The following is a 24,487-nucleotide window of genomic DNA, read 5'->3' as shown; positions in this document are numbered from 1 at the left end:
AGCCTGATGATCACCGCCCTGCCCGTCCCATCACCGATAGATGTCAGCCCGTCGCGACGGCCTTGTCCTTGCGCCCGGCGCGCGCGGACATGGCGCGCACGAAGCGCTCGAACAGCGGCTTCACGTCGTGGGGTCCGGGGCTCGCCTCGGGGTGCCCCTGGAAACTGAAGGCCTCGCAGTCGGTCCGTTCCACACCCTGCAGCGTGCCGTCGAACAGCGAGCGGTGGGTGGCGCGCAGGTTGGAAGGCAGCGTGGCCTCGTCCACCGCGAAGCCGTGGTTCTGGCTGGAGATCATGACCCGGCCGGTATCGAGGTCGATGACCGGATGGTTGCCGCCGTGGTGGCCGAACTTCATCTTCACGGTCTTGGCGCCGCTGGCGAGGCCGAGCAGCTGGTGGCCGAGGCAGATGCCGAACACCGGGATGCCGGTGGTGAGGAGCTCGCGGATGGCGGCGATGGCGTAATCGCAGGGCTCCGGGTCGCCGGGGCCGTTGGCGAGGAAGATGCCGTCCGGCTTCAGGGCCAGGGCCTCCTGCGCGGGCATCTGGGCCGGCACCACCGTCACGCGGCAGCCGTGGTCCACGAGGATGCGCAGTATGTTGTGCTTCACGCCGTAGTCGTAGGCCACCACGTGGAAGCGGCCGCCGTCCACGGTGGGGCAACTGTCGGTCTCGAGCCGCCAGGTACCCTGCTTGAACTCGTAGGGCTTGGTGGTGCTCACCACCTTGGCAAGGTCCATGCCCTTCAGGCCCGGGAACGCCCGCGCCTGCTTCAGCGCCTCCGCCTCGTCCACCTTGGCGCCGGCCAGGATGCAGCCGTTCTGGGCACCCTGGGTGCGCAGCAGGCGCGTGAGCTTGCGGGTGTCGATGCCGGAGATGGCGACGATGTTCTCGCGCTTCAGGTGCCCGTCCAGGGTGTCCTTCGCGCGCCAGCTGCTCATGGCCAGCGGCAGGTCGCGGATGATGAGGCCGGCGGCCATCACGCGCGCGGACTCGCGGTCGGCATCGTTGACGCCGGTGTTGCCGATGTGGGGATAGGTGAGCGTGACGAGCTGACGGGAGTACGAGGGGTCGGTGAGGATCTCCTGGTACCCGGTCATGGCGGTGTTGAACACCACCTCGCCGGTCGTGGAACCCGCCGCACCAATGGAAATGCCCCGGAATATCGTACCGTCCGCAAGGGCCAGGATGGCTGGATGTTCCAAGGACACCCCCGTACAACAAAACTTGTTAATTTTAACGGATGCGCGCGGCGAGCGTCTACGCCCTGGCGCGATTTTCTGTCAGGCGAGCGTGTCGGTGAGCGTATAGGAACCGGCGGGACGGCCGGCGATCCAGACGGCGGCGCGCAGGGCGCCCTGGGCGAAGGTGGCGCGGCTCTGGGCCCGGTGGCTGAGCTCCAGCCTTTCGCCGGCACCGGCGAAGAGCACCGTGTGTTCGCCGACGATGTCCCCGGCCCGGACCACCGAGAAACCGATGCTGCCCGGCGCACGCGCGCCCTGCCGTTCCAGGCGCTTGTCCACGGGACCCGTGCCCCGCGCCCGGGCCATGACGTCCGCCAAGGCCAGGGCCGTGCCCGAGGGGGCATCCTTCTTATGCTTGTGGTGAGCTTCAGCCACCTCGATGTCGAAGTCCGGGCCCAGCACCCGCGCCGCCTGCTCCGCCATGCGGGTGAGCAGCGCCACCCCCAGGCTCATGTTGGGCGCCGCCAGCACCGGGATGCGCTCTCCCGCCGCCTTGAGCCGCAGCTTGAGCGCCTCGTCCATGCCGGTGACGCCGGTGACGAGGGGCTTGCCCGCCGCGAGACAGGCTTCCAGGGCCTCGCCGGTGGACTCGGGCAGGGAGAAATCCAGCAGCACATCGGCATCAGATAAGGCTTCAGCCAGATCGCTGCCATAGCTCAGCCCGTGGGAGGTCTTGCCATGCGCGGAGCTTCCGGCTTTCACCAGCGCGGCGGTGAACTTGATATCCGGGCGCCCTCCGCCTGCCTCCAGTACCGCCTGGCCCATGCGGCCGGCGGCACCCAGGAGCGCGATGCGGACCGGCGCGCTCACGCCTTCTCCCTGAAGAACTTTTTGACGCTCTCCAGCCAGCCCTGCTCCTTGGGAGAATGCTTGCCGCCATCCGCCTTCAGGGCGGCGTCGAACTTCTTGAGCAGTTCCTTCTGCTCCTTGTTCAGGTTCACCGGCGTCTCCACCTCGACGCGGCACAGGAGGTCGCCGGTGCCGCCGCCGCGCACGGGCTTCACGCCCTTGCCCCGCAGGCGGAACACCTTGCCGGTCTGGGTCTCGGCCGGGATCTTGAGGGAGACGCTGCCGCCCAGGGTCGGCACCTCGATCTCGCCGCCCAGTGACGCGGTCACGAAGGACACCGGCACCTCGCAGGCGAGGTCGGCGCCGTCGCGGCTGAAGATCTCGTGGGGCTCGACGCTGATCTCCACGTAGAGGTCGCCCGCCGGCCCGCCGTTGGGCCCCGCCTCGCCCTCGCCGGAGAGGCGGATGCGGTCGCCGTTATCCACGCCCGCCGGGATCTTCACCGACAGGGTCTTCTCCTTCTCGACGCGTCCCTGGCCGTGGCAGTTGCCGCAGGGATCCGAGATCATCTTGCCGGTGCCGCGGCAGCGCGGGCAGGTCTGCTGCACCGTGAAGAAGCCCTGCTGCATGCGCACCTGCCCACGCCCGCCGCAGGTGCTGCAGGTGGTGGGCTGGCTGCCGGGCTTGGCGCCGCTGCCGTGGCAGACCTCGCAGCTCGCGAGGGTCGGCACCTGCACGGTGACGGTGTCGCCGGACACCGCTTGCTCCAGGGTCAGTTCCAGCCCGTAGCGCAGGTCGGCGCCGCGGTATACCCGCTGACCGCCGCCGCGGCGGCCGCCGGAGAAGATGTCGCCGAAGGCCTCGCCGAAGATGTCACCGAAGATGTCGTTGGGGTCGAAACCCGCGCCGCCGGGACCGCGCGCGCCGGCCGCGTGGGCATCCACGCCGGCGTGGCCGAACTGGTCGTAGGCCGCCTTCTTCTTGGCGTCGGTGAGGACCTCATAGGCCTCCTTGGCCTCCTTGAAGTGCTCCTCCGACTGCTTGTCGCCGGGGTTACGGTCCGGATGGTGCTTCATGGCGAGGCGGCGGTAGGCCTTCTTGATCTCGGCCTCGTCCGCGCCGCGCTTCACGCCCAGCACCTCGTAGTAGTCGCGCTTGCTCATGCCGGTGTCACCCGTTCGATGCGCCGGTCCGGCATCAGCCACATCACCGCCACCGCCACATACAGGAGGTCGGAGATGGCCTGGTGCACGAACGCCAGCGGGATCGCCAGCACGTAGCAGACGAGGGAGAGCTTGCCCTTGAAGTCGTCACCCACGGCGCGCTTCAAGGCGCCGCGCTGCCCCTCGGTCGCCATGAGGGAGTTCTGCAACAGCGTGTAGGCGACGGCCGCCATCAGCAATACAGCGCCGTAGAGCGCCGTCGGCACCGCCGAGAAGTGGTTCTCGCCCATCCAGCCGGTGACGAAGGGCACCAGCGAGAGCCAGAACAGGAGGTGCAGGTTCGCCCACATGGCGCGCCCGTTGATGCGCTGCGCGGCGTGCAGCAGGTGATGGTGGTTGTTCCAGTAGAGGCCGATGTTGATGAAACTCAGCACGTACACCAGGAACACGGGCAGCACCGACTCGAGCGCGGCGAGAGTGCCGCCCTCGGGCACCTTCATCTCCAGCACCATGATGGTGATGATGACGGCGAGCACCCCGTCGCTGAAGGCTTCCATCCTGCCTGTGCCCATCGGTTGCAAGTTGCTGCTCCTCCAACAGTGCCGCGCCGGGGCCCGTGCATGACGGGTCCCGGCGCGATGTTTCAGTTCTCGTCCGGACGCGGCCGGGACTTACTTGTCCTTCTTGACCTCTTCGAACTCCGCGTCCACCACGTCGTCCTTGCCGCCGCTCTGGCCTGCGCCAGGGCCCTGCTGACCCGGCTGTGCGGCACCCGCCTCGTTCTTGGCGGCGTAGAGGCGCTCGGCCATCTTGCCGGAAGCGTCCGCCAGGGCCTTGGCCTTGGCTTCGATCACCGCCTTGTCGTCGTTCTTGAGCACGGCCTTGAGGTCCTGCACCGCGGACTCGATGGCCGCGCGCTCCTCGCCGGAGACCTTGTCACCCAACTCTGACATGCCTTTCTCGGCGGCATGGATCAGGGCGTCCGCCTGGTTGCGGGCATCCACGATCTCGCGCTGCTTGCGGTCCTCCTCGGCGTGGGCCTCGGCGTCCTTGATCATGCGCTTGACCTCGTCGTCGCTGAGGCCCGAGGAGGCCTTGATGACGATGGACTGCGCCTTGCCGGTGGCCTTGTCCTTGGCGGACACGTTGAGGATGCCGTTCGCGTCGATGTCGAAGCTCACCTCGATCTGCGGCACGCCGCGCGGGGCGGTCGGCAGGTCCGCGAGGTCGAAGCGGCCCAGCGACTTGTTGTCGCGCGCCATCTCGCGCTCACCCTGCAGCACGTGCACGGTCACCGCGGTCTGGTTGTCCTCGGCGGTGGAGAAGGTCTGCGAGGCCTTGGTGGGGATGGTGGTGTTCTTCTCGATCAGCTTGGTCATGACGCCGCCCAGGGTCTCGATGCCCAGCGACAGCGGGGTCACGTCCAGCAGCAGCACGTCCTTGACGTCGCCCTTGAGCACGCCGGCCTGGATCGCGGCGCCCACGGCCACCGCCTCGTCCGGGTTCACGTCCTTGCGCGGCTCGCGGCCGAAGAACTCCTTCACCGTCTCCTGCACCTTGGGCATGCGGGTCTGGCCGCCCACCAGGATCACGTCCTGCAGGTCGGAGGCCGAAAGGCCGGCGTCCTTGAGCGCGATGCGGCAGGGCTCGACGGTCTTGCTGATGAGATCGCCCACCAGCGACTCGAGCTTGGCGCGGGTCAGCTTCACGTTGAGGTGCTTGGGACCGGAGGCGTCGGCCGTGATGTACGGCAGGTTCACCTCGGTCTGCTGGTTAGAGCTGAGCTCGATCTTGGCCTTCTCGGCAGCCTCCTTGAGACGCTGCATGGCCAGCGGATCGCTGCGCACGTCGATGCCCTGCTCCTTGCGGAACTCGTCGGCGATGAAGTCGATGATGCGCTTGTCGAAGTCCTCGCCGCCCAGGAAGGTGTCGCCGTTGGTGGCCAGCACCTCGAACTGGTGCTCGCCGTCCACTTCCGCGATCTCGATGATGGACACGTCGAAGGTGCCGCCACCCAGGTCATACACAGCGATCTTGCGGTCGCCCTTGACCTTGTCCATGCCGTAGGCGAGTGCGGCCGCGGTCGGCTCGTTGATGATGCGCTTCACTTCCAGCCCGGCGATCTTGCCGGCGTCCTTGGTGGCCTGGCGCTGGGAGTCGTTGAAGTAGGCAGGCACGGTCACGACCGCCTCGGTGACGGGCTCGCCCAGGTAGTCCTCGGCGGTCTTCTTCATCTTCATGAGCACGCGCGCGGAGATCTCCGGCGGCGCCATCTTCTTGTCGTTCACGTCCACCCAGGCGTCGCCGTTGTCGGCGCCCACGATCTTGTAGGGCACCATGCCCACGTCCTTCTGCACCACGTCGTCCTTGAACTTGCGGCCGATGAGGCGCTTGATCGCGTACAGGGTGTTCTTGGGGTTGGTGACCGCCTGGCGCTTGGCCGACTGGCCCACCACCACCTCGTTCTCCTTGGTGAAGGCGACGATGGACGGCGTGGTGCGGTCACCCTCGCTGTTCTCGATGACGCGGGGCTTGCCGCCTTCCATGATGGCCACGCAGGAGTTGGTGGTCCCGAGGTCGATGCCGATGATCTTGCTCATGTCTTGGCTCCGGAAAGGTGTGAAATTTGTTATTGACTATCTGGGGGTATGTCGCGGGTTTTCAAGCGCTTTTCGGCGTCCGCGCCACCAATACCCGCGCCGGCCTGAGCAGCCGGCCGTTCAATACATATCCCTTCTGGACGGTAGTGACGACCGCGTCCGCCGGGACCTCGGCGCTCTCCTGGGTGGCCATGGCCTCATGGAACTCCGGGTTGAAGGCCTCGCCCTTGGCGGGGCTCACCTCCTTCACCCCCTGCCTCTCCAGGGCCGTGGCCAGGAGCTTCAGGGTCATGTCCACACCGGTCAGGAGCGGGGCCGCATCGGGCTTGCCGGCCAGGGACTGCAACGCCATCTCCAGGCTGTCCTTCACGGGCAGGAGGTCGCCCAGGATGCGGTCCTGGCCGAACTTGTGGGCCTGCTCCAGGTCGCGCTGGCCGCGCTTGCGGATATTGTCCTGCTCCGCCACGGCGCGCAGGTAGCTGTCGTAGTTCTGCACAGCCTTGGCCTCGGCGACAGCGAGCGCCGCCTGCAGGGCCTGCACGGGATCCAAGGTGGCCGCGTTGGGGTCCACTTCGGGTGCTGCGGCAGGCTTGGTCTGCTCGTCGTTCATGTGCTCCATCATCCTTCCTATTTCATGTAAATGCAGCGGGCAGCCTCATGCTGCCCGCCCCTGTCCAGAATCTTGGGCTTATTTCCGGGGGTTCAAGGCGGCACTGAGCAGCCGCGCCGTCACGTCCACGATGGGGATGACCCGCTCGTAGGCCATGCGGGTGGGGCCGATCACGCCCAGCACCCCCACCACGCCTTCGCCCATGCTGTAGGGCGCGCTCACCACGCTCACCTCATCCAGCACCTTGTAGCCGGATTCCTCGCCGATGAAGATCTGCACGCCCTCGGCGGCGATGCACTTGTCCAGCAGCGTGAGGATGTCGCGCTTGTGGTTGAACGCGTCGAACAGGCGCCTGAGCTTCTCCACGTCCGAGAGCTCGGCGAATTCCATGAGGTTGGTCTCGCCCGCCATCATGTAGGTGGGCTCGCCGCCGCGGACCTGGAACACCTTGTCCGCCATGGTGATGGCGGCGTGCATCAGCTCGTTCATGGACTCGCGGGTGCGGTTGAGCTCGTTCAGGAGGCCGCGGCGCAGCTCCGAGAGGTCGCGCCCGGCGAAGTGGCTGTTCAGGTAGTTGCTTATCTGCTGCAGGGCGGCGGCGTCGTAGCCGCGCTCCAGGTGCAGCACCCGGTTCTGCACCTCGCCATCCACCAGCACCAGGATCACCAGCACCCGGTTGTCGGCGAGCGGCATGAACTCGATGTGCCGCCAGGAAGCCTGCTCGCGCTTGGGCAGCGTCACCACGCCGGTCATGCGGGTGATGGCGGAGAGGAGCCCCGAGGCGGAAGCGAGCAGCTGCTGCGGGCTGGTCTCCGCCGGGTCCAGGTGGCTGCGCATGAGCCGCACCTCCTGCTCGTCCAGGGGCTTCACCTTGAGCAGCGTATCCACGAAAAGCCGGTAGCCCTTCACCGTGGGGACGCGCCCGGCGGAGGTATGGGGGGAGACGATGAGCCCCAGCTCCTCCAGGTCCGCCATGATGTTGCGGATGCTGGCGGGGCTGAGGTCGAGGCCGGAATCCTTGGAGAGGGTACGGGAGCCGACCGGTTCGCCGTCGCGGATGTAGCGCTCCACCAGCACCTTGAGCAGGTACTGGGCGCGGTCGCTGAGGGTCTTGTCGTGGCTCTCGTTGATCATGTCGCCTACAGGGTGGCTTGGCACTCATTTAAGGCGAGTGCTAAAGCGGGATTATCCAGTTGTACCCTTTCCTGTCAAGGACTTAGCCGCAGAAGCTCCCGCCAGGCGTTGGCCTGCAAGGGGTCCCATGCTAACGTGCCGCCCCATATGGCTTCCCGCTTTGCCACCATCGGCCTCATGGGCCGCGTCAACGACCCGCAGGTGACGGAGATGACCGTCCGGCTCGCCCGGCAACTCACCGAAGCCCAGGTCACGGTCTATGGGGATGAGGCGCTGGCGCTCCCGGTCAGCAGCGGCGTCCAGCTCCTGCCCATCGCCCTGCTCGCCGCCAAGGCGGACCTGCTCATCGTGGTCGGCGGCGACGGGACGCTGCTGAAGGCCGCCCATGCGGTGGCGGTGCGGCCCATCCCGCTCTTGGGCGTGAACCTCGGCAGGCTCGGCTTCCTCGCGGACATCACCCCGGACCAGGTGCAGGACGACATCGCCGCCATGCTGAAGGGCGAGTACAGCCGCGAGGACCGGCTGATGCTGGAGGGCACCGGACCCGGCGGCACGCACCCGGCGCTCAACGACGTGGTGGTGCACAAGTCCGACGGCGGCCGTCTCATCGAGTTCGAGACCTGGGTGGACGGCCACTTCGTCTGCGCTTACCGGGCGGACGGCATCGTGGTGGCGACGCCCACCGGTTCCACCGCCTATGCGCTCTCCGGCGGCGGGCCGATCGTGCACCCCGCCATGGACGCCATCGCGCTCGTCCCCATCTGCCCCCACACCCTAGGCGACCGCCCCATCGTGGTGTCGGGCAAGAGCGTGGTGGAGATCCGCGTCGGCGACACCCACGGCGGCCGCGCCCAGGTGACCTGGGACGGCCAGCATGCGGAACTCATGGACACCGGTGCGCGCGTGCAGGTGAAGTGCGCCGGCCAGCGCCTCTCCTTCATCCATCCGCGCGGTTACGATTACTATACGATCCTGCGCACCAAGCTCCACTGGGGCGGACGCGCCAACCATCACGGCGACAAGCACTGAAGCGATGCTGACGCACATCCTGATCCGCGACTTCGCGATCATCGACACCCTGGAACTGGAATTCAAACCGGGCATGACCGTGCTCACCGGCGAGACCGGCGCGGGCAAGTCCATCCTGGTGGATGCCCTGGGCCTGGTGCTGGGTGACCGGGCCGACGCGGACGTGGTGCGCCACGGCAGCGAGAAAGCCGAGATGAGCGCCGAGTTCGACCTCAGGGACGCGAAGGACGCCGCCGCCTGGCTCGAGGACAACGACCTCGCCGACGACGGCCAGTGCATCCTGCGCCGGGTGGTGGGCAAGGACGGCCGTTCCCGCGCCCAGATCAACGGCCGCAGCGTGCCCCTCGCCTCCCTCAAGGAACTCGGCGAGCTCTTGCTGGACATCCACGGCCAGCACGAGCATCAGTCCCTGATGCGCCCGGCCGCGCAGATGGCGCTGCTTGACGGCTACGGCGACCACGCCAACCTGCTGCAGGCGGTCGCCAAGCTGCATGGCGAGTGGAAGATCACCCATGACCGGCTCGCCACCCTCAAGGCCGCGGCCGGCGACCGGGATTCCCGCATCGAGATGCTGCGCCACCAGGTCGCGGAGCTCTCCGCCCTGGCCCTGAAGCCCGGCGAGGTGCAGGCCATCGACGCCGAGCACAAGCGCCTCGCCCACGGCGGCAAGCTGCTGGAGACGGCCCAGGCCACGCTGGATTCACTGTACGAAGCCGAGGAAGGCACCGCGCACCAGCTGGTGAGCCGCGCCCTCGCCGCCCTCGACGCCACGAGCGAGCTGGAACCCAGGTTCGAGGCCATCCGCCGCACCTTGGCGGATGCGGAGGTGCAGATCTCCGAGGCAGCCGACGCGCTACGCGGCTATCTCGCGGACCTGGACATGGATCCCAAGCGCCTGGAGTGGCTGGAGAGCCGCCTCGGCTCCATCCACGACCTCGCCCGCAAGCACCGCATCGAACCGGAGCACCTCCTGGGACGCTTCGATGCGTTGCAGGTGGAACTCAGGACCCTGGAGAACTCCGACATCGCGCTGCAGGACCTGGAGGCGGAACTCAAGCGCCTGGAGGCTTCCTACAAGAAGGCTGCCGAGGAGCTCCACGCCAAACGCGTGAAGACCGCGGCCGACCTCGGCAAGAAAGTCACGGCCGCCATGCAAGAACTGGGCATGGCCGGCGGCAAGTTCAGCGTGGCGGTGACGGCCGACGTGGAACGCTTCACCGCCAAGGGCGTGGACCAGGTGGAGTTCCTGGTGAGCGCCAACAAGGGCCAGCCGGAGAAGCCGCTGGCCAAGGTGGCCTCCGGCGGCGAGCTCTCGCGCATCTCCCTCGCCATCCAGGTGATGGCGGCCCAGGCGGCGGCGATCCCGTCCATGATCTTCGACGAGGTGGACGCGGGCATCGGCGGCGGCGTGGCGGAGATCGTAGGGAGGCAGCTGCGGGCCCTGGCCGGCAAGCGCCAGGTGCTCTGCGTCACCCACCTGCCCCAGGTGGCCTCCCAGACCCACCAGCATTTCCGGGTGGCGAAGCAGGCCAAGGGCCAGGGCACCGTCACCCAGATCGAGCCCTTGGACAAGAAATCGCAGGTGGAAGAACTGGCGCGGATGCTGGGCGGCGTGGAGATCACGGAAACGACCCGCAAACACGCCAGGGAAATGATTTCTCGGGTTACAAACTAGCTAAGAACCACACCCGACCCCAAAGCGTAGCGAGCGCAGCCAGAGCGAGGCGAGCAGGAGGGAGTGCACTCTTATGTGCATGACCTACTGCGAGTCCGAAGCGCAACGAAGCTATGGCAAGCGCAGTAGCTTTGGGGGTCACTTCATGGACTTACGGCAGTTGGAGCAAATGCCGTAGATGTAGAGAGAGTGGTCCGTCATCTCGTAGCCCTTGGCGCTCGCGATCTTCTTCTGACGCGACTCGATCTCAGGGTCCACGAACTCGTCCACCCGGCCGCACTTCACGCACAGGATGTGGTCGTGGTGCGCGCCCTGGTTCAGCTCGAACACCGAGTGGCCGCCCTCGAAATGGTGGCGGGTCACGAGGCCGGCGGTCTCGAACTGGGTCAGCACCCGGTACACGGTGGCGAGGCCGATGTCCTCCCCCGACTCCAGGAGCGCCTTGTACATGTCCTCCGCGCTGATGTGGCGCGGATTGCTGCGCTCCAGGATCTCCAGGATCTTGACCCGCGGCAGCGTGACCTTGAGGCCGGCGTTGCGCAGTTCCTGGTTCTCGGCGGAGGCTTGGGTCACGGCTTTTCTGGCTTGGGAGGGGGCTGGTCAGGTATTATGCTCCCCTCTTCAAGCAACGCAACCCAAGACGCATGCGCGCCCGCCCCCTGCTGCTGATCGCCGCCACCGCCCTCTGCCTCGCCGGCTGCTTCAAGCCGGAGATCCGCCAGGGCAACTTCCTCGACGACGAGAGCATCGCCAAGGTGAAGCCGGGCATGACCATGGCGCAGGTGCAGTTCGTGCTGGGCCGCGCCATGGTGCAGGACCCGTTCCACCCGAACCGCTGGGACTACGTGCGCTACGTGAACCCGAACGACGGGCGCCCGGAACAGGACTGGCACGTGATCGTGTACTTCGATGGCGGTAAGGTCACCCGCGTCGACCAGCCGCCGGTCAAGAACAAGGAAGAGCAGCTCCAGCTGCCCACCATCAAGGACGCCTCGCAGCTGCCGGACAGCGATAACTACAATTCACCCGCGCCGCCCTCGAACTGAGTCAGCCTTTACTCGACATCGTCTTTCCGCGCGCCGCCAGGCGACGCCGCGTCTCCTTGGGATCCGCCGTAAGCGGCCGCAGGATCTCAAGCCGGTCCCCTTCTTCCAGAACCTGATCCGGCGCCACGCGCTTGCCGCGCAGGCCCAATGCATCCCGTGCGAGGTCGATCTCAGGGAAACGCGCCGCGAGGCCGGAGCGCTCAGCAGCCTGTCCTGCCGTGGTACCTGTGGGCAAGGTCAGCGCCACCATGGCTTGCACGTCCGCCCGGGCGTAGCAGACCTCCACCCGGATCGAGGCTTCAGCCGCCATGCAGCTCGGTGGCGCGGCGGATGAAGGCATCCACCAGCGAGTTGCAGATGTCCTCGAACACCGGTCCCGCCACCAGGTCCAGGAGCGTGCTGTCGAACTGGAACTCCATGTCCAGCTCCACCTTCGAGCCCTCCGGCCCCAGGTCCGAGAAACGCCAGCGGCCCTCCAGGTGCTTGAAGGGGCCGTCCTCCAGGGTCATGGTGATGCCCTGGCTGGGCACCAAGAGGTTGCGGGTGGTGAAGCTCTTGCTGAAGCGGCCCCGCGCGAGATCCAGCCGCGCGCGCATCAGCGTCGGGGACTGCTCCAGCACCTCGGCACCGCGGCACCAGGGCAGGAACTCGGGATAGCTCGGCACGTCGTTCACCAGCGCGTACATGTCTGCAGCGCTGTAAGGGACCAATGCGTTTTTATGGACTTTCCGCATACGGATATTGTGGCAGCGGGACCAGCTTCCCGTCACTCCCCTATATAATGTCGCCATGGCGAAGAAAGACGAAGACGACAAGAAGAAGGGGCAGTCCACCATCGCGCTCAACAAGCGCGCGCGCTTCGACTACTTCATCGAGGACCGCTTCGAGGCCGGCATCGCCCTGGAAGGCTGGGAAGTGAAGAGCCTGCGGGCCGGCAAGGTGCAGATCGCCGAGAGCTACGTGATCATCAAGGACCGGGAAGCCTACCTGCTGGGCGCCCTCATCACCCCGCTCATGACCGCCTCCACCCACATCCATCCGGACCCGACCCGCACCCGCAAGCTGCTCATGCACCGGGAAGAACTGGCCCGCCTCATCGGCGCCGTCGAACGCAAGGGCTACACCCTCGTGCCCACCGCCATGTACTGGAGCAAGGGCCGCGCCAAGCTCGAAGTCGGCCTCGCCAAAGGCAAGCAGGCCCACGACAAGCGGGCCGCCATCAAGGAACGGGATTGGGAACGCCAAAAAGGCCGTTTAACCCGGCACTAGCCCTTTATCCGGGCCGATTCGGCCCCATATACATAACTGATAGAATAGAAGCGCATTGGGGGCGACCTGGTTTCGACGTGGGTCGTGAAACCCGAAGTGCATGCCGAGGTGCAGGATTCCTCGTAAAACTGTCTTGCAACAACGCTTAGCTGCGAACGATAGCAACTACGCCCTAGCCGCCTAATCCCGGCTAGCCTCTGACTGGAGCCGTGCTTGTGCGTCCAGAGTCACTTCGGTGGCGCTTCAGAGGTCGTGCTCACAAGACCGCTGTACGGTGCATCCGGCGCCGGACGGTTAAAAATACCGGAATCGCTGACAGTTTTCCCTGCCCGTCGGGTAGCTGGCAGTTAAATCAAAGACGTGTGCTAAGCATGTAGGTCTAAGGGCGGATCACTTACGGACGCGGGTTCGATTCCCGCCGCCTCCACCAACAGGTAATAAAAAGGCCGCCCGCTTTCGGGGTGGCCTTTTTATTACCTGCCGGTTTGAGACGTTGGAATCGAACAAGCGCGAAGCGCGGGTTCGATTGACGTGCAGGGATGCACTAATGTCGCGGTAGGCCAGGGATGGCCGTGAGCGACGCGCCGCCTCCACAGAATATATTGGCGTCTTAGTTTAGAGCTTCGAAATTGCGCCTGACGCACTCTTCATGCGGCATTCAAAAGAAATTATTATCCAATGCAAATTTCTCACCAGATGGCGTAAGTGAATAATATTTATCTCCATCAAATCCGGCAGCCGTCTTTAGAAATTTTCGTTGCATAACAAGAGAATCAAGCGCGTCAAGTGTTTCGAGTCTAGTCTGAGTTTTTCCAATTTTTTTAGCTATACCCTGAACTGCCCCAATAATTCGAGCTTCACTAACTGTCCGAGGGTTTGAAGATGCAATCTTATTAATTATCAGTGTTTCAAGGGCAGACAATGGATCCACAGCAACTTGGCCATATATATCTTCATTTGCTAAAGCCTCATAGACCGATGAAGATTGCTTTCCGGAAGCATTGTTAAGTTCCTTGATAGAAAGATTTTCCTTCCTTAAATCCTCAATCTCTTGTTCAGCAGCAGCGAGTTGATTTGAAAAATTTCGTTCATGTTCGCGCATTTTTAAGCGCAAAGCCCTTGCATCTTCTGCGCTCAACAATGTCTCGTCTTCTACTCTTTGCCTTACTAACCTAAGTCGCCGTTGAAATTTAAGGCGAAATTCATAAACAACTTGGGCCGGGAAGGGATAAACAAAAATAAAAAGGAAGGTCATTGCAGTAGGGCCGCCGTAGGTCCATAAATATCCCCATCCATTCCAAAACATCTCATCGTGTATCAATTGCAGTTTCTGGATTATTTCCAGTCCGCTGAACACAATGAGCACAAACTTAAAATTCCAAATTAGCCACGAAATCCAATAAGTACCGACGAGAGGACTGGTTAGTCTCTCAGTAACCGCGAGCCTTATCTCTTTGAAGAATTCCGAAGCTTCCTCGACCATAAGTTCTCCCTAACTTCCCAATCCTTCCCAGCTTGTCTAGCCCCTCCCCTCTCCATCCGATTTAACTCTTTGACCCCCCACCCTATATGACTCTTTTGTGACAGCCTTAACCCGAACCGAATCCACGAACCCTATCGGTACGCCTTCTCCAGGTCTAGCCCCTCCTTCATTTCTTCACCGGTTGAGGTGCTGGCTGCGGTGCAGGTTGAACTGGAGTAGAAGGAATTGATTTTCCAGGCATAGACGTTGCTGGTGTTGGTTGCGTAGGCATAGGGACTGAAGGCACCGATCTGCCTATATCATGTTGACCCATCTTTCTTTCTCCCTCTGCGTTAATAGTTACAAATATGACTGTGAACAAAACAGCAGCAATAAAGAGCGCACTAGCCCAATCATTCATTTTCCGTTCGTTCTTCCCCATTCTGATGATTTCATTATTAATTTTTTCCTGTTTATCAGCCTCTCTAAAAAACGTTTGAAGTGTACTTAGCTTGTAGTCAGCAGTACGTTGAGAATAAGAGTAACTAAAAACAGTAATTACAATTGCGCCAGTAAAAAGAAACCATGAGAGGTAAAGGAAAATTGAACACCTAGGCTCATAGTCTTTGAATCCATCATGAAGAAAGGAAACAGACAGCGCCAAAAATGCACTCGACAAAGTAAGAATCGCTCTATCATGAGCTTCGGCATTGGAACTTTGATTATTTACAGTTTCCTGTCTCGCAATTTCATAATCGCTAGACATGGTCCCTCCTCATTAATCCACTTTCAATTCTTCATATCTTTTGGCCCGTCTCTTCATACCAGTAAAATCACCACTAATCTCATTGGCCGCATTAATTCGACCAAGTAAGCTATCTAGCTTAACTTCCTCTCCGCTTTTGACAGCTGCTCTAAGGCTTTCAAAACCATCATGGATTTTCATTAAAAGCTTATTTCTAACTCTAATCCCAGTATCAGTAACAATGACACCAGTTATTAATTTTGGACGAATCTTTGTATACCTTCGTTCCTTATGATGTTTAAGACCAGTCTTTCTAATAATTTTCTTAATGTCATTTAAGAATGCAGCTGGAATATCTGATGCAGAGAACGTGATGTCATCTACATAGCAAGTCATCGTTATGCCGTGATGTATAGATAGAGCCTGCATTTCATCAAACATACCCTTATGCACTAAGAACGCGATCTGCTGACTAACGCAACTACCAGTGGGTATGTGATTATCGTATGTAAGTAATTTTGTGATCAGCCCAGCTACATCACTAGAGCAAAGCATTTCTTCATGAAAATATTTGTAGATATGCAATGAAGTCGTCGATGGATAGAACTTCTTGATATCGATCTTTACCACCTCCAACAAGCCAATATGCTGCCTAGCATTCGTTATATACGAACGGCCTTTAACACCTGAATGCAAATATATTGGAGTCTCGATCCGCTGGAGCAACGAGAGCATTCGCCGATGCAATCGTTCAAGATGAGGCTTAGGCCACTCAACAAGCCGCGGCTTACTACTAGCAATGTGGAAGATACGGTAATTATCTTTTTCTAAAAGACCGTCTAAATCGGCGAGAGTAAGACCGAATAAGCTTGCGAACTTTCGCTTGTTCTTAAGCTTATATAGTGCGCACTGATTGAGTGCATAGCTCTTGGGGTGCCTGGACCTTCCTTTCCTGGCAGGCATAGACTGAAACTCCCAAGTGCGAATCCGTTTTGTACGATTTCTCCGAAGACCGAAGATAAAACGGCAGAATGTCGCTACTGCGAATCAGGTGCCAAAGCTTGAGTACAAGCTCTGGGTGTTTAATCGTCCATAGGGCGATTTCAACACACACCGACTTCAGTCTCGCCCATCGTCTGCCTCTTCTCTGCGTAGTCATACGCTTTACCTCTCTTGGTTACGGGATGCCGGGATGGCACCCCCCTGCTGTGTAACCTTCAGAGCGGGGAGCTAGACAGATGGTTTTACAGACTGCCATTTAAAGCGCACCCATACATGTATGGGGCGGATTACCCAATGCGCATGTCAATGTTGTCACTGACTGTGTGCAGGGGATAACGGCAGAGGTTTTACCTCCTCAGATCACAAGTGATCCAGCAAAGTAGCAGGGCTCTCCCCAGAGAAGAGACATAAGAAATTTACCACTAAACTCCGTTTATGTCATATGCCGTACTAAATTCCCAAAAAACTAAGGCCGCTTCCGCGGCCTTAGTTTCCCAAATCTCTAGAACGTAATCTCCCCCATCCTCCCCTGCTGATAATCCCTCACCGCCTGGTGGATCTCCTCTTCCGTGTTCATCACGAACGGCCCGTACCTCACGACCGGTTCGTTCAGCGGCACGCCCGCCAGCAGCAGCAATTCCAATGCTTCTTTCGAATCTTCCCGGTTCTTGATCCTCACGTTCAACCCGTCATTGCCGAAGATGACCATCTGGTGCGCTGAGGCCTTCACGTCCCCGGCGCCGAATTCCCCATCACCCGCGATCAGGAACGCGAAGCCGTTGTAGTTCTTGGGTAAAGGCTGCTCGATGCCGCCGCCGGGCTGCAGGGTCATGTGCAGGAAGGCTATCGGCGTGCGGGTGTCGATGGCGGCGCTCTTGCCCAGCGACTCGCCGGCGATGATCTTCACTTTCACCTTGCCGTCCGCGCTGGTGGCTACCGGGATGCCGGAGTCCGGCAGCTCCTGGTAGCGGGGCTTCATGAGCTTGTCCTTGCGCGGCAGGTTCACCCAGATCTGGAAGCCGTGCATGCGCCCGCCGGCGGCGCGGAACTTCTCCTCCGGCATCTCCGAGTGCACCACGCCGGCGCCGGCGGTCATCCACTGCACGTCGCCGGGCCCGAGCGAGCCCGCGTGGCCGTGGGAATCCTTGTGCTGCATGCGGCCCTCCAGCACGTAGGTGACGGTCTCGAAACCGCGGTGCGGGTGGTCCGGCGCGCCCACCGCCTCGCCCGGCGCGTAGTCCACGGGGCCCATCTCGTCCAAGAGCAGGAAGGGATCGAAGTCCATGAGCATCTGGGTCGGGAACGGGCGGTGCACGATGAAGCCGCCGCCCTCGCGGGTGCGGATGCTGGTGACGATGCGCGCCACGCTGCGCAGCGGCTGGGAAGGGTCGGGACGGGTCATGCAGCCTCCGGAAAGATGGCCAAGCCCCCGAGGTGGGGACGCGATGTGTCGTCTTCAAGCGGGTCAGCCCCGGGGACCGCGGCGCGTTATAGTGGATCGAGGTTCCCGATGCGCCGCATCCTCATACTCACCACGCTCTGTCTGCTGGGCTTAGGCCTCGCGGCCGGCTGCGCCTCGAATCCACCGGATCCGCGCGTGCCCGCCTCGACGATGCACGGCTGCGTGGTGGAGATGCCGGAGTACCCGCCCTGCGAGCCCTCGCCGCTCATCGTGCCGCAGCCGTATTATCCCACCTACGTCGGACCCTGGTATCCGGGCACCGGCGTGGTGCTGGTGCCTTATCCCTACCCCGTGCCGGTCCCGGTGCCGGCGACACCGCCGCCACGGCCCCGGCCGCCCCCGCCTCCGCCGCCCAGGCAACCGCGGCATCCGCGTCCGGTGCCCTGCAAGCCGGCGCCCAACAGGCCCTGTCCTTAAGCAGCGTGCTTCGCGCCTCGCACCGTCAGCCATAGCAACGGCAACGCCGCTACCTGGAAGATCACCGCGCCGGTGACCAGCGCCGCGGGGCTCACGCGGTAGAGCGCGCTCAGGAGCAGGCTGCCGATGAGCCAGGCCAGGCCGAACGAAGCATCGAAGATACCGAAGGCAGTGCCGCGCACGGCGCGCGGCGTGAGCGTGGCGACCCCGGCGCGCATGGTGCTCTCCTGCACGCCGAGCGCCGCGCCCCAGAACGCCGCGCCGAGCCAGATGTACGACGGGCTCCGGGCGAGGAACAGGAGCGGGATGGCGGGCAGCGTGAGCAGCGGCAAGGCCGTGAGCACCTTGAGGCCCAAGCGGTCGTAGAGCCAGCCGCTGGCGAGGGCCGCCAGTGCGTCCACGCCCATGGCGAGGCCGAACACCAGGGGGATCTGCGCCGGCGACAGGCGATGCGTGATCCCCAGGTGGTAGCCCACCAGGATGAAGTGGGCGAAGCCCAGCACCGAGACCACCGAGAACGCGAGATAGAGGAAGTAGCGCTTGTCGAAGCGGCTGCGCACATCCCGCGCGTCCTCTCGCCCGCCGCCTTCGATGCCGCGGGCGCGCCACAGGAACACCAGCGCGAGCAGCGCCGGCACCGCCAGCACGCCGAAGCCCAGCCGGTAGCCCGAGTACGCCACCGCCGCGGACACCAGCAGGGGTCCCAGGATCGCGCCGAGCTGGTCCAGGAACTCGTGCAGGCCGAAGGCCTTGCCGTGGCCGAGCTCATGGCCGGCGTGGGAGAGCAGCGCGTCCCGCGCCGGCACCCGCGCGCCCTTGCCGAGCCGTTCGGTGAAAACCAGCAGGCCTGCGAGCCAGGGCGTGGAGGCCAGCGCGAGGGCCGGCACCGAGATCATGTTGACGGTGTAGCCCGCGATCATCACCGCCCAGTGGCGGTGAGTGCGGTCAACGAAGCGGCCCGAGCCCAGGCGGATGGCATAGCCCAGGAACTCGCCGAAGCCCGCGACGGTGCCGGCGAAGAGCGCGCCTGCGCCGAGGGACGCGAGGTAGGGACCGATGATGCTGCGGCCGCCCTCGTAGGTGAGGTCCGCGAACAGGCTCACGATACCCAGACTCACCACGAAGCGCAGCGCCTTCTGGCGGGCCGAAGTGTCCATCGGGTTTCCTTCTATAGGCTGCGTGCCAGCCATGCGCCAGTGAACACGGCGGCGAGGCCGAGCGCCACCGACGAGGTCACGTAGAGCGCGGCGTAGCCCGCCTTGCCGTCCTCCACCAGCAGCAGCGTCTCGATACCGAAGGCCGAGAAGGTGGTGAAGCCGCCGAGGCCACCGGTGATGAGGGCGAGGCGCCATGTGGGGTTCAGGCTGACCTTCTCCAGGGTGAAGAAGAACAGGAAGCCCATGGCCAGGCAGCCCAAGACGTTGATGAGCAAGGTGGCGTACGGGAAGGCCTGGCCGTAGCGCTCGTGCACGAGCTGGTTGATGCCCAGGCGGGCACAGCAGCCCAGGGCGCCGCCGAAGGCGACCGCGACGTAATTCCACATGGAAGGACTCCTCCTGCTGAACGCCGATTGAGGTATCCAGTAGGAGTCATCAGCCCCGGCGCTGCCGGTGGCGGTTAAGGCGAACTCCATCGCCCGACACCCAGGGGCGGGATGTCGGACGTAGCTGAACATGTGGACCGGATGAGTGTCAACCGCCGGAATAAATTGGCCTAGACTTAGGTTCCCCTCGACGAACCCGCCATGACAAGGAGAACAAGCATGTTGCGCAGGTCATTGATCCCCCTCCTCGCCCTCGCCGCACTGGCGTTCAGCGCCGCCGCTTCAGCCGCAGGCAAGACCCAGCTCACCTGGTACGGCCATGCCGCGTTCAAGATCGTGACGCCCCAGGGTCACGTGCTCGTCATCGACCCCTGGATCACCAACCCCGCCAATCCCAAGGGCAAGGAAGACCTGGCCGCGCTCACCAAGGTGGACCTGATCCTGGTGTCCCACGGCCACGGCGACCACGTGGGCGACGCGGTGGACATCGCCAAGCGCACCGGCGCCAAGCTCGTCAGCAACTTCGACCTGGGCTCGGCGCTGATGGCGGCGGGCGGGTTCCCGGCCAAGCAGGCCGGCATGGACACCCAGGGCAACGCCGGCGGCACCCTCACGCTGCTGGACGGCGAGGTGAGCATCACCTTCGAGCCGGCGGTGCATGGTTCGACCTACACGGTCCAGGGCGCGGCGCCCGAGGTGAAGGGCGCGGGCGACCCCGGCGGCTTCGTGATCCGCATCAAGGACGGCCCGGTCTTCTATCACACCGGCGACACCGCCGCCTTCGGCGACATGAAGCTGATCGGCGACGCGGACCACGTGAACGTGATGCTGGCCTGCATCGGCGACCACTTCACCATGGGCCCCCAGGGCGCGGCGCTGGCGGTGCAGATGGTGCACCCGGACACGGTGATCCCCATGCACTTCGGCACCTTCCCGGTGCTGACGGGCACGCCGGACGCCTTCGAGGCGGCGCTCAAGGCGCGCCACGTCTCCAGCAAGCTGAAGGTGATGAAGCCCGGCGAGACCGCCGAGTTCTGATCCCTGGACCGCTGACGAAGGAGCCGCTGGCGGGACGCCAGCGGCTTTTTCTTTCCTGCTACTGGTGGTCTTGCTTGCCGTCCGACTTGCCGATGAGCGTGGCCTTGCCGAGCGAGTTCTTCTGGATGTAGTTGCCGACCATGGCGCCGGAAGCCTTGGAGTCCACCGGCAGCTTGGCCACCTTCAGGGCATATACGGTGTACTGGTAGGCGTGCGGGGCATCGGCCGGCGGCGGACAGGGACCGTCGAAATGGGGATCGCTGAAGTCGTTGCGGCCCATCTTGGCGCCCTTCGGCAGCTTCCTGGAGCCTTTGCCACCTGCGCCAGCCGCCAGGTGGGTGACGTCGGCCGGGATGTCGAACACCGTCCAGTGCCAGAAGCCGCTGCCGGTCTTGGCATCCGGGTCATAGACGGTGACCGCGAAGCTCTTGGTGTCCGCGGGCGCGCCTGACCAGGAGAGTTCCGGGGACGTGTTCTTCCCCTTGCAGCCCATCTTGTCGTACACCACGGACATGGGGACGGTCTCGCCATCCTTGAAAGTCTGGCTGGTGAGGGTGAAATCGCCCGCCGCCTGGGCGGGCGCCTGAAAGGCGAACACGAAACCCAATAACAGGGAACCCATGAAGCTGCGCATGATGTCACTCCTTCGACGTATCGTGCCGCATGTGGGGCACGGCCAAAGCAAGGAATATATGCCGTCATCCCCGACGCGCGGAATCGGGGACGTCCCTGCACGGCGTCGGGTATAACCCTCGTCACGGCAAAAAAGCCGCCAGTCGCATGACTGGCGGCTTCCCGCATCGGCCGCGGAGATCGCTAATCGAGGTTGAACACCAGGGTGAACACGAAGTGCCTGAGGCCCGCGAGCTCCGCCGGCTTGGATGGCAGCGTCGCCTTCCGCACGGCTTCCACCGCCGCCTGGTCGAGTTCACGGGAACCGCTTGACCTGTCCACGTGGATATTGCTCACCACGCCGTCCACGTAATCGAACGAGACCACGGTCTCGCCGGTCTCGGCCTTGAGCAGCGATGTCCTCGGATACACCTTCTGGGCATTGATGGCCTCCAGCATGCCCGCACTGAACCCGATGGCCAGATCCGCCGGCGGGTGGGCCCGGTGTTCCGGCACCAGCGGCGGCAGTTCCGGCAGCGGCCGCACCGCGTCCGGTGTCGGGAACGGCACCGGGACGGCCGGCACCGGATGCAGCTGCTCGGGCTCCGGCTGCTGCGGCGTCGGTATGGTGCGCGGCAGCGGCGGCGGATCATCAGGGATGACGATCGGAGGCGTACGCGGTCCCGCGGTGTCGCCAGGGCGCACGTGCTGCCAGATCAGGATGCCGGCGACGCCGGCCGCGATCAGGACCTCGAGGATCGCAGCGGTGCCGATGGAACGCAGGTTGCGGAGCGTGAATAGCCCTTCGACGAAGACGGATTTCTGTACCACGGTAGCCTCCCCTTGGGTTGCCCATACGTGACAGCGGATCCCTTGGCTGCTCCTCACCAGCCCTGCGCGGCTGATGCCGCGCTTACCTAAAGCATAGGCCACGCGACGAAAAGCACCACCCCAAACGCACCGGTTTAGCCGGCAATAGCCGTGATAAACTTCAGGAAATAGGCGGCGGATGCCAGCCCAAAAAAGAAAAGCCCGCCTATTGGCGGGCTTTTTTGTCACTGCAGTCCGGCGCGTCAGCCGCCGAGGCTGTAGTTGATCAGCACCACGAAGTGGTTGATGCCCGCGAGCTCCGCCGGCTTGGGCGGCAGGGTCGCGCGCTGCACCGCATCCATCGCCGACCGGTCGAGCTTGCGGGAACCGCTGCCCTTGTCGATGTGGATGTTGCTCACCACGCCGTTGACGTAATCGAAGGACACCGTCACCACGCCGGTCTCACCGGCCATGATGGATTCCTTCGGGTACACCTTCTGCGCGTCGATGGCCGCCTTCATGCTGGCCTGGAACTGCGCCATCAGCGTGTCCGGGTTGGCCGGGCGCGACGTCGGGATCGGCGGCGGCGACGGCGGCTGCACGGGCACCGCGTTCGGCGTCGGGATCGGCGTCGGGATCGGCGGCACCTCGGACAGCGGCTGCGGCTGCGGCGGCTGCGGAGTCGGCACGCTGCGCGGCGGCGGGGGCGGCGGCGGCGGCGGGTTCGGCGGGATCTCCAGCGCGGCCGACTGGATCGGCGGCGGCGGAGGAGCCGGATGCAGCTGCTGCCAGATCAGGATGCCCGCCACGCCCAGGGCCAGCAGGACCTCGAGGATCGCAGCCGTGCCCAGCGAGCGCAGCTTCTGCAGCGTGAAGAGGCGTTCGGAAAAGACGTACTTCTGGTCTGCCACGTTATGGCCCTCAGTCCGTGTTCTTCGCCGCGATGCCGATCTCCGTCACACCGGCGGTGCGGATGGCATCCATGACGATCACGAGGTACTGGAGGGTGGTCTCCTTGGCGCCGGCGATGGTCACGTTGGCGTGCGCCGGGTCCTGGCCCAGGAGGTAGGTGGTGAGCTGGTCGGCCGTCATCTTCTGGTCGTCCACCACGATCTCGCCGTCAGCCAGCAGGCTGATGATGATCTTCGGACGCTCGATGTTCACCGCCGTGGAGCTGCGGGGCAGCTTGGAGGCGATGCCCGTGGCCGGGATCATGCGCAGCGTGATCATCACGAAGAACACCAGCAAGAAGAACATGATGTCGATCATCGGGATGATCTCGATGCGACCCTTCTTCTCTACGAAAAACTTGTTAGACACTTTTGCCTGCCTCTGCCGCCAGCGTGTGGCGGCGATAAGGTTGAGTTACGGCGCCCCGGAGATACGGGGGCGGCGCCCCGGAATACGGGGCACCGCGCCGCAGTCCTGTATCAGGTGAGACGGTTGACCAGCATCACCTTGATCGCTTCCATCTGATGCATGATCAGGCGGACGCGGTTGTTCAGGCCGTTGAAGAACACCAGGCCCAGGATCGCGACGAAGAGGCCCGCCGCGGTCGCGATGAGCGCCTCGGCCACGCCGCCGGTCACCTTGGTCGGAGCCGTGTCGGCGGCACCCAGCACCTTGAAGGCCTCGAAGATGCCGACGATGGTGCCGAGCAGGCCCAGCAGCGGTCCCAGGGTCACGATGGTGTCGAGCAGCCACAGGCTGCGGTCGATGCGCGGCGCCTGCAGGAGGATGGTCTCCTCGATCAGCTCGGCGAGACGCACCGGGTCCTTGACGTCGGGATACTTGAGCGCCACTTCCAGGATCGCGCCCTGCGGGAACTTGGCGGTGCGCACCGCGAGGTCCATGAGCGCGTCACGATCCACATCTTCCATCTCGAGCACGGTGCCGGCGATGAGCTCGCCCTGGCGCACGACCTTGGCGAGATACCAGGTGCGGTCGACGATGATGGTGAGGCCCACCAACAGGATGAAGACGAGGACGTACAGGATGCCGCCCGAGACCGCTGCGATGTGCAGTAATTCTTGGAAAGTCACGTTGGATGTCTCCTAGAGATACCGGAAAGTAGTAGTCGCTCTTTAATAAAAACGCGAAAAGTCGTCCGCCAGGCCTTGTGGCCCCGCGGACCTCCCTGTCACGCCGTCAGTGGGCCACGATTTTTACTCCAATCGGGCTTCCTAAGTCAATAATCCGAGGGCATTTTATGGCTCCCCGGGGCGCCAATTATGCCTCAATCCAGGCCTTGACGGCGGCAAGGATCTCGCGCTGTCACACTCCGAAAGTTAGCCAAGCGCGCCGGGCAATACCAGCGGAAATCCTTATAAAAACCTTATAAAAACCTGATTCAGAACTTTAAGGACCGGCGCCAACCGCATCCCCTCAATCCCCGAGCCAGCGCGCCCACCGCGCCGCCCACCCCGTCCTACTAAATATACCGTAGATAAACGCACCCGTCAGCGCCGCCGCGGCCAAAAGCGCGAAGTCGCGGATCAGCGCGCCGGGCTGGGCGAAGAAGAAGACGAGGACCCCGCCGAGGGCGACGAAGTGCAGGTAGTCGGCGACGAGCCGCCAGGGCCGCCGCTTGAGCTCGCCCCAGAACGCGGCGAGGGCCAGGGCCGCGAGGCCGATGAATATGCACATGTCACGGGCGATCTCGCCGAGCGGCAAGCCGCTCTGGACCACCGTCTGGTCCAGGCTCGCGTCGCCCGTGAGCACCCAGCGGAAGAACAGGATCACGCCCAGCACCGCGCCGAGCGCACCGGCGCTGCCGAGCAGCACGCCGTTGATGAAGGTCAGGGGACGCATCGGGGAGCCTCGGTTGCTCACGACACA

28 protein-coding genes, 1 other RNA gene and 1 riboswitch are annotated in these 24,487 nt (G+C 63.6%); of the genes, 7 read left to right on the top strand and 22 right to left on the bottom strand.

Annotation, left to right across the window (positions count from 1 at the left end):
* Window positions 1-43: 43 nt before the first annotated feature.
* The 7 genes from carA to hrcA form a co-directional block, all read right to left on the bottom strand.
* Complete coding sequence (carA, locus tag VF651_11000; protein HEX7966229.1) at window positions 44-1,204, bottom strand: glutamine-hydrolyzing carbamoyl-phosphate synthase small subunit; 1,161 nt, start codon at window positions 1,202-1,204, stop codon at window positions 44-46.
* Between the two features lie 78 nt (window positions 1,205-1,282).
* Window positions 1,283-2,053, bottom strand: a complete 771-nt coding sequence (dapB, locus tag VF651_10995) for a 4-hydroxy-tetrahydrodipicolinate reductase (GenBank protein HEX7966228.1) — start codon at window positions 2,051-2,053, stop codon at window positions 1,283-1,285.
* Window positions 2,050-3,195 carry a molecular chaperone DnaJ gene (gene dnaJ / locus VF651_10990; protein ID HEX7966227.1) on the bottom strand — a complete coding sequence of 382 codons (1,146 nt, stop codon included), beginning with the start codon at window positions 3,193-3,195 and terminating at the stop codon, window positions 2,050-2,052. The genes dapB and dnaJ overlap by 4 nt, the downstream gene beginning before the upstream one ends.
* Window positions 3,192-3,767: a TMEM175 family protein gene (locus VF651_10985; protein HEX7966226.1), complete on the bottom strand. Its 576-nt coding sequence runs from the start codon at window positions 3,765-3,767 to the stop codon at window positions 3,192-3,194. Before VF651_10985 ends, dnaJ begins: the two co-directional genes overlap by 4 nt.
* 99 nt (window positions 3,768-3,866) lie before the next feature.
* A complete protein-coding gene (gene dnaK, locus VF651_10980; GenBank protein ID HEX7966225.1) occupies window positions 3,867-5,795 on the bottom strand; it encodes a molecular chaperone DnaK in 1,929 nt (642 codons plus the stop codon).
* 61 nt (window positions 5,796-5,856) lie between these two features.
* Window positions 5,857-6,405, bottom strand: a complete 549-nt coding sequence (gene grpE, locus VF651_10975) for a nucleotide exchange factor GrpE (GenBank protein HEX7966224.1) — start codon at window positions 6,403-6,405, stop codon at window positions 5,857-5,859.
* 78 nt (window positions 6,406-6,483) lie between these two features.
* Entirely contained in the window at window positions 6,484-7,539 is a 1,056-nt protein-coding gene (gene hrcA, locus VF651_10970) for a heat-inducible transcriptional repressor HrcA (GenBank protein HEX7966223.1), read from the bottom strand.
* Between the two features lie 147 nt (window positions 7,540-7,686).
* Here hrcA and VF651_10965 point away from each other — a divergent pair, with 147 nt between their 5' ends.
* Both VF651_10965 and recN read left to right on the top strand, forming a co-directional pair.
* Entirely contained in the window at window positions 7,687-8,568 is an 882-nt protein-coding gene (locus VF651_10965) for an NAD(+) kinase (GenBank protein ID HEX7966222.1), read from the top strand.
* Window positions 8,569-8,572: 4 nt separating this feature from the next.
* Complete coding sequence (gene recN, locus VF651_10960; protein ID HEX7966221.1) at window positions 8,573-10,243, top strand: DNA repair protein RecN; 1,671 nt, start codon at window positions 8,573-8,575, stop codon at window positions 10,241-10,243.
* A 138-nt stretch (window positions 10,244-10,381) separates the two neighbouring features.
* Here the strand turns inward: recN and fur are convergent, their stop codons facing one another.
* Complete coding sequence (gene fur / locus VF651_10955) at window positions 10,382-10,816, bottom strand: ferric iron uptake transcriptional regulator (GenBank protein HEX7966220.1); 435 nt, start codon at window positions 10,814-10,816, stop codon at window positions 10,382-10,384.
* Window positions 10,817-10,887: 71 nt separating this feature from the next.
* On the opposite strand from fur, the gene bamE reads away from it, so the two are divergent.
* Entirely contained in the window at window positions 10,888-11,289 is a 402-nt protein-coding gene (gene bamE, locus VF651_10950; GenBank protein HEX7966219.1) for an outer membrane protein assembly factor BamE, read from the top strand.
* Window position 11,290: 1 nt separating this feature from the next.
* On the opposite strand, the gene VF651_10945 is transcribed toward bamE, so the two are convergent.
* On the bottom strand, window positions 11,291-11,599 hold the full coding sequence (locus VF651_10945; GenBank protein HEX7966218.1) for an RnfH family protein: 309 nt from the start codon (window positions 11,597-11,599) through the stop codon (window positions 11,291-11,293).
* Window positions 11,589-12,023: a type II toxin-antitoxin system RatA family toxin gene (locus VF651_10940; protein ID HEX7966217.1), complete on the bottom strand. Its 435-nt coding sequence runs from the start codon at window positions 12,021-12,023 to the stop codon at window positions 11,589-11,591. Before VF651_10940 ends, VF651_10945 begins: the two co-directional genes overlap by 11 nt.
* Before the next feature lie 55 nt (window positions 12,024-12,078).
* Here VF651_10940 and smpB point away from each other — a divergent pair, with 55 nt between their 5' ends.
* A complete protein-coding gene (gene smpB / locus VF651_10935) occupies window positions 12,079-12,558 on the top strand; it encodes an SsrA-binding protein SmpB (protein ID HEX7966216.1) in 480 nt (159 codons plus the stop codon).
* 57 nt (window positions 12,559-12,615) lie between these two features.
* Window positions 12,616-12,988: a transfer-messenger RNA gene (ssrA, locus tag VF651_10930) on the top strand.
* A gap of 228 nt (window positions 12,989-13,216) precedes the next feature.
* Here ssrA and VF651_10925 read toward each other — a convergent pair.
* From VF651_10925 to VF651_10910, 4 genes are all read right to left on the bottom strand, one after another.
* Complete coding sequence (locus tag VF651_10925) at window positions 13,217-14,041, bottom strand: hypothetical protein (protein HEX7966215.1); 825 nt, start codon at window positions 14,039-14,041, stop codon at window positions 13,217-13,219.
* 166 nt (window positions 14,042-14,207) lie between these two features.
* Complete coding sequence (locus VF651_10920; protein HEX7966214.1) at window positions 14,208-14,786, bottom strand: hypothetical protein; 579 nt, start codon at window positions 14,784-14,786, stop codon at window positions 14,208-14,210.
* Between the two features lie 12 nt (window positions 14,787-14,798).
* Window positions 14,799-15,404 (bottom strand): reverse transcriptase family protein, encoded by a 606-nt coding sequence (locus VF651_10915; GenBank protein ID HEX7966213.1) that lies wholly within the window; start codon window positions 15,402-15,404, stop codon window positions 14,799-14,801.
* Between the two features lie 865 nt (window positions 15,405-16,269).
* On the bottom strand, window positions 16,270-17,169 hold the full coding sequence (locus tag VF651_10910) for a pirin family protein (GenBank protein HEX7966212.1): 900 nt from the start codon (window positions 17,167-17,169) through the stop codon (window positions 16,270-16,272).
* Window positions 17,170-17,277: 108 nt separating this feature from the next.
* Here VF651_10910 and VF651_10905 point away from each other — a divergent pair, with 108 nt between their 5' ends.
* The gene (locus VF651_10905; protein HEX7966211.1) at window positions 17,278-17,646 is read left to right on the top strand and encodes a hypothetical protein; all 369 of its coding nucleotides are present in this window, start codon (window positions 17,278-17,280) and stop codon (window positions 17,644-17,646) included.
* Here VF651_10905 and VF651_10900 read toward each other — a convergent pair.
* Together VF651_10900 and crcB are read right to left on the bottom strand one after the other, a co-directional pair.
* Window positions 17,643-18,803: an MFS transporter gene (locus tag VF651_10900; GenBank protein ID HEX7966210.1), complete on the bottom strand. Its 1,161-nt coding sequence runs from the start codon at window positions 18,801-18,803 to the stop codon at window positions 17,643-17,645. The genes VF651_10905 and VF651_10900 overlap by 4 nt on opposite strands.
* 11 nt (window positions 18,804-18,814) lie before the next feature.
* Entirely contained in the window at window positions 18,815-19,189 is a 375-nt protein-coding gene (gene crcB, locus VF651_10895) for a fluoride efflux transporter CrcB (protein ID HEX7966209.1), read from the bottom strand.
* Between the two features lie 33 nt (window positions 19,190-19,222).
* Window positions 19,223-19,292: riboswitch (Fluoride riboswitch) on the bottom strand.
* A 116-nt stretch (window positions 19,293-19,408) separates the two neighbouring features.
* Here crcB and VF651_10890 point away from each other — a divergent pair.
* Window positions 19,409-20,227 carry a metal-dependent hydrolase gene (locus VF651_10890; GenBank protein HEX7966208.1) on the top strand — a complete coding sequence of 273 codons (819 nt, stop codon included), beginning with the start codon at window positions 19,409-19,411 and terminating at the stop codon, window positions 20,225-20,227.
* A gap of 58 nt (window positions 20,228-20,285) precedes the next feature.
* Here the strand turns inward: VF651_10890 and VF651_10885 are convergent, their stop codons facing one another.
* From VF651_10885 to VF651_10860, 6 genes are all read right to left on the bottom strand, one after another.
* The gene (locus VF651_10885) at window positions 20,286-20,861 is read right to left on the bottom strand and encodes a YbhB/YbcL family Raf kinase inhibitor-like protein (GenBank protein HEX7966207.1); all 576 of its coding nucleotides are present in this window, start codon (window positions 20,859-20,861) and stop codon (window positions 20,286-20,288) included.
* A gap of 182 nt (window positions 20,862-21,043) precedes the next feature.
* A complete protein-coding gene (locus VF651_10880; GenBank protein ID HEX7966206.1) occupies window positions 21,044-21,670 on the bottom strand; it encodes a TonB family protein in 627 nt (208 codons plus the stop codon).
* Between the two features lie 242 nt (window positions 21,671-21,912).
* Window positions 21,913-22,560, bottom strand: a complete 648-nt coding sequence (locus tag VF651_10875; GenBank protein HEX7966205.1) for an energy transducer TonB — start codon at window positions 22,558-22,560, stop codon at window positions 21,913-21,915.
* Window positions 22,561-22,570: 10 nt separating this feature from the next.
* On the bottom strand, window positions 22,571-22,969 hold the full coding sequence (locus tag VF651_10870) for a biopolymer transporter ExbD (GenBank protein HEX7966204.1): 399 nt from the start codon (window positions 22,967-22,969) through the stop codon (window positions 22,571-22,573).
* A 110-nt stretch (window positions 22,970-23,079) separates the two neighbouring features.
* Window positions 23,080-23,691 carry a MotA/TolQ/ExbB proton channel family protein gene (locus VF651_10865; protein HEX7966203.1) on the bottom strand — a complete coding sequence of 204 codons (612 nt, stop codon included), beginning with the start codon at window positions 23,689-23,691 and terminating at the stop codon, window positions 23,080-23,082.
* Window positions 23,692-24,034: 343 nt separating this feature from the next.
* On the bottom strand, window positions 24,035-24,460 hold the full coding sequence (locus VF651_10860) for a hypothetical protein (protein HEX7966202.1): 426 nt from the start codon (window positions 24,458-24,460) through the stop codon (window positions 24,035-24,037).
* Window positions 24,461-24,487 lie beyond the last annotated feature (27 nt).

It is taken from the genome of Gammaproteobacteria bacterium (assembly GCA_036383255.1).
In the GTDB taxonomy this organism is placed as follows: Bacteria; Pseudomonadota; Gammaproteobacteria; order Natronospirales; family REEB76; genus DASUBN01.
This window is presented reverse-complemented; position numbering and strand designations above follow the sequence as displayed.